Raw genomic sequence first — 5,031 nt, 5'->3', positions numbered from 1 at the left:
CGGCTCAAGGACGAAGCCGCCAAGCTGCTGGCGGAATACAAGGCCCGCCACGCCAGGGCGGAAGCCGAGGCGCAGGAAATCATCACAGCCGCCAAGGCCGAAGCTGAACGCATTGCCGACGAAGCCAAGACGAAGATGGAGGATTTTGTAACCCGGCGCACCAAGACCGCCGAGAGCAAGATCGCGCTCGCCGAGGCCCAGGCGCTCGCCGACGTTCGTGCGGCTGCAGCCGATGCCGCGGTGACGGCCGCCGCCACCATCCTGTCGCAGACGACGCAGGGCCCGGTCGCGGACGACCTGCTGGCCAGGGGCATCGCCGAGGTCAAGGCCAAGCTGAACTGACAATTTTCAATCGTCGACACCAGGCCGGCGCGAGATGATCGCGCCGGCTTTTTTGCGTGTTACTTCCTTCTCGCCTTGGGTTCCGGCCTCAGCGCCTGCGGATCGAAGCCGATGTAGAAGATGTAGGAATCGCCGACGGCTCCCGGCGGCGCCGGATAGGCCAGGTCCTCGGCGACCAGCGTGAACGGTACGCTGCCGTCCTCGGACATCGTCACCGAGGTCCGGTAGGCCTTGGTGGCGATGGTCTTTTCCTGGACTCCGGACTGCACCACCGCAACCCGGAGCGGGATGTCGACATTGGACGGGGCGCCCGCGGGGCCGGCAATGACGCGGCCCTGGATGCCGATCCGCGCGGTGATCTCGCCGGCATTGTAGCTGCACTCCCTCGCGGTGCGGGTGATCGTCACCTGGAAGCGCAGGTCGTTGCCGACCGGCTGCTTGCCCGGCGCCGCGACCTGATAGGTGGAGGCTCCGGCTCGAATGGAGACGGGGGGACAGGACAGGTCGCTGGGGGCTTCGTCGGCCGCGGGCGGGGCTCCCGGCGCGGGAGCCTGCTCGGACTTGCCGCCGAACAGGTTCTTGAAGCGATCGGTGAAGGACTGCGACGACGCCGGCGTGGCGAGCATGCTGCAGCCGATGGCCAGTGAAATCGCGCCGGGAAGCGCTATTCCGCGAGATCTGCCCGGCCGCGCAGCCGTCCTGAGCACAGGCTTATCCTCCATGCGACGTCCCCCGTATCTTCAGTGTTGTCAACATCGTCCCCGGCGCGGTTATAGCAGGGCAATGGCGGCGAACCAAAGGCACCCGGCGGGACCGCGAAACACCGGATCAGCCGCGAAAATCCTCGTGCAGCAGGCCGAACAGCAGGTGGTCCTGCCAGATGCCGTTGATGCAGAGATAGCGCCGCGCCAGCCCCTCGCGGGCGAAGCCGCATTTCTCCAGCACGCGGATCGACGGCGTATTGGTGGGAATGCAGGCGGCCTCGATGCGGTGCAGGTTGAGTTCGCCGAACAGCGACGGCAGCAGCACCCGCAGCGCCGCCGTCATGTAGCCGCGATGCGCATAGGGCTGCCCGACCCAGTATCCGATGGTACCGGCCTGCACGATGCCGCGGCGGACATTCGCCAGCGTCACGCCGCCGATCATGGCGCCGTCGGATTCCCGGAACACGATGAAGGGATAGGACCGGTCGGCGGCGATGTCTTCGGCATAGCGGCGCAACCGGCGCCGGAAGCCCGAGCGGGTCAGGTCGTCGGACGGCCAGATCGGCTCCCATGGCGTGAGATAGGCCCGGCTCGATTCGCGCAGCTGCGACCATGCCGGGTAATCGGACATTTGCGGCGCGCGCAGCAACAGGCCGTGGCCACGCGGGGCGAGCGCTGCCGGTCCGCTGGATGGCAAACGAAACAGGGCCATGCCCGCAACTCTCCTGGCCTAGTATCTGAAATCACACATCGGTGATGCTGCCCATCCTTCGAGACGCCCGGCTTCGCTGCGCGATGCCGGGCTCCTCAGGATGAGATTTAGCCTGTTGAACCACAACCACCCTCATGCTGAGGAGCGAGCAGAGCGAGCGTCTCGAAGCATGGCAGCAAGCTCCCATCGTCCGTCCTAATGCAGCAGCGTCTTCGCCTTCGACCGGGTCAAACCTTCCGCGAAACCCACCGCGGTGTCCAGACCCCTGCCGCTGCCGAGCGCCACCACCGCCGGGCGGCTGCGCGACAGCAGCGCGCGGGCCGCGTTGCGGGTCGATTCCACGCTGACCGCGTCGATCCGGGTCACCAGCTCTTCCACCGTCAGCGGCCTGCCATAGGCCAGCACGTGCCGCGCCAGCTGTTCGGCGCGCGCCGAGCAGCTTTCCAGCGCCATCAGCAGTCCCGCCTTCATCTGCGCCTTGGCCCGCGCCACCTCGGCCTCGGTGAGCGTCTCGACCGCGTCGTTGATGACGTCGACGATCACCTCCATCATTTCAGGCGCGTCGCCGGGGTCCGTTCCGGTGTAAAGCCCGAAAAATCCGGTGTCGCTGTAGGGCGCATGGAAGGTGTAGATCGAGTAGCACAGCCCGCGCTTCTCGCGCACTTCCTGAAACAGCCGCGACGACATCCCGCCGCCGAGCGTGTTGGTGAAAACCTGCAGCGAGAACAGCGACAGGTCGGATTGCGGCACCCCCTCGAGCGCCAGCGTCAGATGCGCCTGCTCGAGATCGCGATGCACCACGCGCGAGCCGCCCTTGCCGAACATCGCCGGTTGCGGTTTCGGCGCCGCCGGGCCGTTGAAACTGGCGAAGCGATGCGACACCTCTTCCACGATCCTTTTGTGATCGACCGCACCGGCGGCCGCCACCACCATATCGGGACCGCGGTAATGCGTCGAAAGGTAGCCTTGCAGCGTATCGCGATTGAAACCCTTGAGGGTCTTTGCGGTCCCCAGCAGCGAGCGTCCCATCGGCTGATCCGGGAAACACAGCTCGTTCAGGTGTTCGAACACCACGTCGTCGGGGGTATCCTGGGCAGCGCCGATCTCCTGCACGATGACGCTCTTTTCGCGCTCCAGTTCGTCCGGCACGAAGGACGGATTGGCGAGAATGTCGCTGAGCACGTCGAGCGCCAGCGGCACGTCGGCCTTCATCACCCTTGCATAATAGGCCGTGGTCTCGGTCGAGGTGCCGGCGTTGAGGTCGCCGCCGACCGCCTCGATCTCCTCGACGATCTCCCGCGACGAGCGACGCGTGGTGCCCTTGAAGGCCATGTGTTCGAGCAGATGCGAGATGCCGTGCTCGTTGGGCTTTTCGTCCCGGCCGCCGACGCCGGCCCAGACTCCCAGCGCCGCGGTCTCCAGATGCGGCATCGAATCGGTGATCACGGTGAGACCGGAAGCAAGCTTGGTGACATCGACGCTCATCCGGCAACTCCCTGCTTCGCGGCGCGGCTGACCGAGCGCACGAATCGTTCCACTTCTACCTGATCGTTCTTCATGACCGTGATGTGCTCCGGCTTCGTCATCAAACCCTCGAGCCAGGCCGGCAGTTCCGGACGCACGCCGCACGCCGCCTCCACCGCATCGGGGAATTTTGCGGGATGCGCGGTCGAGAGCACGATGTTGGGAATTTTCGAATCCGGGGTGTCGCGGTCCGCCACCGCCAGCGCCACCGCGGTATGCGGATCGACCAGATCGCCGGCCTCGCGCCAGGCGGCGCGGATGGCGGCTGCGGTTTCGGTTTCGTCGGCGCGGCCGGCGTCGAATTCGGCGCGGATCGCCGCCAGCGTGGCGTCGGGCAGCACGAAGCGTCCGGATTGTTTCAGCGACGCCATCAGCCGGCGCACCCCGGCGGCATCGCGTCCGCCCGCCTCGAACAGCAGCCGCTCGAAATTCGAGGAAACCTGGATGTCCATCGACGGCGAAGCCGAGGCGTGAACCTCCCGCACTTCATAGATGCCGGTCTTCAGCGTGCGCGGCAGGATGTCGTTGATGTTGGCCGCGATCCGCAGCCAGCGTACCGGCAGGCCCATCTTCTTCGCAACGTAGCCCGCAAAAATGTCGCCGAAATTTCCCGTAGGAACGGTGAAATCCACCGTGCGCGCGGGCGAGCCGAGCGCCACCGCCGAGGTGAAATAATACACCACCTGCGCCACGATCCGCGCCCAGTTGATGGAATTGACGCCGGAAAGCGCGACCTCGTCGCGAAAGCCGTGATGGTTGAACAGGCCCTTCACGAGCGCCTGGCAATCGTCGAAATGGCCTTCGATGGCGAGCGCATGAACGTTCGCCGCGCCCGACGTCGTCATCATCCGCCGCTGCACGTCGGAGATCCGGCCATGCGGAAACAGCACGATCAGATCGACATGGTCGAGGCCGGCGAAGGCGTCGACCGCCGCCCCCCCGGTATCGCCCGAGGTCGCCACCACGATGGTGGTGCGCTGCGCGCGCTTGGCAAGGACGTGATCCATCAGCCGCGAGATCAGCTGCATCGCGACGTCCTTGAACGCCAGCGTCGGTCCGTGAAACAGTTCCAGCATGAACTGATTGGGACCGGTCTGGTCGAGCGGGACCACGGCGGGATGGCGGAACGTGGCGTAGGCCTCATTGGCCATGCGGCCGAGATCGGCGTCGGAGATTTCGCCGCCGACGAACGGGCGGATCACCTCGACCGCGACCTCCCAATAGGGCCGGCCGAACAACCCGGCGATGGCTTCGGGAGACAATTGCGGCCAGGTCTCGGGCACGTAGAGGCCGCCGTCACGGGCCAGCCCGGTCAGCATCACATCGCAGAAACCAAGCGTGGGGGCCTCCCCCCGCGTCGAAATATACCGCGTCAAACCGCCCTCCAAAGGCTCATGAGCATCGCCAAGCCTTTGATTTCGATGGAGTTATTTAGTCCGTCGACGACGAACCCGAGGCACCATAATGGGTTTTTGCACGGAGGGGAAATGCTGGAAGGATGAAAAGCACGGGGTCCTGCGGCTCACGCGCCACTCTCTCCACGTCGTCCCTGCGAACGCAGGCACCCATAATCCCGGTCACCTGTTGTTGCAGGAGATATCTGACACCGGCCTTTTCGCCGATAAACCGCGGCGTATGGGCCCCTGCGTTCGCACTAGGGCATGCACACATCTCTAAGGGTCCATCCTGCTGCGACGGCGTGGAAGTATTCGAGGCCGTTTTTCATGGTGATAGGGCCAGGTGGTTTGG

At 65.4% G+C, this 5,031-nt stretch carries 5 protein-coding genes; 1 reads left to right on the top strand and 4 read right to left on the bottom strand.

Annotated elements, in window-relative coordinates; all coding sequences use genetic code 11:
* Positions 1 to 342, top strand: a 342-nt coding sequence (locus tag Q8R73_RS24765; protein ID WP_305722174.1) for an ATP F0F1 synthase subunit B, incomplete at its 5' end; no start/stop codon positions are given.
* 59 nt (positions 343 to 401) lie between these two features.
* Here Q8R73_RS24765 and Q8R73_RS24760 read toward each other — a convergent pair.
* The 4 genes from Q8R73_RS24760 to thrC all read right to left on the bottom strand — a co-directional run bounded on the left by Q8R73_RS24760 (position 402) and on the right by thrC (position 4,658).
* Positions 402 to 1,064, bottom strand: coding sequence for a hypothetical protein (locus Q8R73_RS24760; protein WP_305722173.1), 663 nt, complete (start codon positions 1,062 to 1,064; stop codon positions 402 to 404).
* 106 nt (positions 1,065 to 1,170) lie between these two features.
* Positions 1,171 to 1,758 carry a GNAT family N-acetyltransferase gene (locus Q8R73_RS24755; protein WP_305722172.1) on the bottom strand — a complete coding sequence of 196 codons (588 nt, stop codon included), beginning with the start codon at positions 1,756 to 1,758 and terminating at the stop codon, positions 1,171 to 1,173.
* Between the two features lie 195 nt (positions 1,759 to 1,953).
* The gene (locus Q8R73_RS24750; RefSeq protein ID WP_305722171.1) at positions 1,954 to 3,243 is read right to left on the bottom strand and encodes a pitrilysin family protein; all 1,290 of its coding nucleotides are present in this window, start codon (positions 3,241 to 3,243) and stop codon (positions 1,954 to 1,956) included.
* Positions 3,240 to 4,658: a threonine synthase gene (gene thrC, locus Q8R73_RS24745; RefSeq protein ID WP_305722170.1), complete on the bottom strand. Its 1,419-nt coding sequence runs from the start codon at positions 4,656 to 4,658 to the stop codon at positions 3,240 to 3,242. The genes Q8R73_RS24750 and thrC overlap by 4 nt, the downstream gene beginning before the upstream one ends.
* Positions 4,659 to 5,031 lie beyond the last annotated feature (373 nt).

Source organism: Bradyrhizobium sp. (genome assembly GCF_030697065.1).
In the GTDB taxonomy this organism is placed as follows: domain Bacteria; phylum Pseudomonadota; class Alphaproteobacteria; order Rhizobiales; family Xanthobacteraceae; genus Bradyrhizobium.
Note: the sequence above shows the minus strand (reverse complement) of the source record. Positions and strands in the feature narration are given on the sequence as shown.